This window comes from Protofrankia sp. Cj3, from assembly GCF_917627355.1.
Lineage (GTDB): Bacteria > Actinomycetota > Actinomycetes > Frankiales > Frankiaceae > Protofrankia.
This window is the reverse complement of record NZ_CAKJTR010000067.1, coordinates 1,782-3,448: the sequence shown is the minus strand read 5'-3', so window position 1 is coordinate 3,448 and position 1,667 is coordinate 1,782. Positions and strand designations below refer to the sequence as shown.

At 60.9% G+C, this 1,667-nt stretch carries 3 protein-coding genes; all 3 read left to right on the top strand.

Features of this window, described 5'->3' with window-relative positions; genetic code table 11:
- The first annotated feature begins 516 nt into the window (after positions 1-516).
- Positions 517-843 (top strand): TcmI family type II polyketide cyclase, encoded by a 327-nt coding sequence (locus MJ783_RS11355; protein ID WP_239310369.1) that lies wholly within the window; start codon positions 517-519, stop codon positions 841-843.
- Positions 844-941: 98 nt separating this feature from the next.
- Positions 942-1,193 (top strand): phosphopantetheine-binding protein, encoded by a 252-nt coding sequence (locus MJ783_RS11350; protein WP_239310368.1) that lies wholly within the window; start codon positions 942-944, stop codon positions 1,191-1,193.
- A 59-nt stretch (positions 1,194-1,252) separates the two neighbouring features.
- A partial coding sequence (locus MJ783_RS11345) for an SRPBCC family protein (RefSeq protein ID WP_239310367.1) occupies positions 1,253-1,667 on the top strand: 415 nt, incomplete at its 3' end.

The window sequence follows — 1,667 nt, the reverse complement described above, 5'->3', positions numbered from 1 at the left end:
TCGGTCCGGACAGTGCGCCGGATGATCGCTGACCTGATGCGCCGGATGGACGCCCGCAGCCGGTTCCAGGCCGGCATCCTCGCGGCGGAGCGGGGTTGGCTATAACAGAACCGGCACACTGGAGGCCATACTTGGCATCAAGTTGCCACTACATGTTCCTGCCAGATCAATTTCGAGACACAGGCGGAACAAATAAAGCATGCTGCTACGGGGGCAAAGGCCAGGTCGGGACTGGCTTCCGGGGGCTTATCGCGGTACAGCAAGGGCGGATGCAACAGATCGCTTCGCGGTCCGCTGGACCCGCGTCATCAGATCATCGAAGGCAGCCGGGAGCAGCCGCTGATCAAAGCATAAAACAGGCGTCTACCAGCGGTTCTGGCATATCGTCAGCACATGCCGGCGTCAATGCGACACCGATGTCGCGCACGCTCGTCCGAGTTCTTCCAAGTACAGCTAGGGAGCATGCGTGTCAGTGTTCTACAGCCAGGTCCGCCCAGCTGTTCCCGGACCTTCCCGATGACGCACCGGACCCTTATCGTCGCTCGCATGGAAACCAGCGATGAAACCGCTGTCGCCGACATCTTCCAGGAGTCGGACAACGGCCAGCTGCCTCGTCTGCTAGGCGTCGTCCGCCGCGATCTGTTCAGCTTTCACGGACTGTATTTCCATCTGATCGAGGCGGCTGACGATGTCAGCCACGCGCTGCCCCAGTTTCGTGAACATCCACTGTTCGTGGACGTCAACGCGAAACTGGGGAAACACATCACAGCGTACGACCCGGCAACCTGGAAAAGTCCACGGGACGCAATGGCGCGGAACTTCTACTCATGGGCTGCCGACTGACCGGCTGACCCACTGAACGGAGCGAACGGGCTGACCAGCGGCCTCCCCGACCCTGACCGCCGGCCGCCCCCAGCCACCACCACAAGGGAGAGAACGTCATGGAACATGCCTGGAACACCGACCGGCTGCTCGACTTTCTCATCGAACAGACCGTGCTCGCCCCCGACGACCGCCCGGCGCACCTTGACGTCACGTTCGCCGAGGTCGGGATCGATTCACTGGCGTACCTGCACCTGCAGACCGTCGTCTTCGACGCGTTCGGGATCGAGCTGCCCGCGGAACCGCCCACCGGCTACACCCTCGAACAGATCCTCGCCACGATCAACGCCGCCGGACAGGTCATCGCCTGACAAAACAGAACGAGCCTGGGCGGACCATTGCGCCCACCTGGTGAACCGAATGGAGAATGATGGCCTCACACACGGACAACTCGATCTGGATCGACGCTGACATCGATCTCGTCTGGAAAACAACCAATGATCTCGAAAACTGGCCGGAGCTCTTCACGGAGTACGCCTCGGTAGAAATTCTCGAACACCACGACAAGACCTTCAGGTTCCGGCTCACCATGCACCCGGATGCCAACGGAAACGTCTGGAGCTGGGTTTCGGAACGGACTCTGGACCCGGACAGACACCGCGTCCAGGCGCACCGCGTTGAAACAGGGCCTTTCGAGTTCATGAATATCGAGTGGACCTACGAACCAGAGGGTACCGGCACCAGGATGCGCTGGGTCCAGGACTTCCACATGCGCCCGGAAGCACCCGTCGACGACGCATGGATGACCAGCAATATCAACAACAACACCCGACGAGAGATGGGCG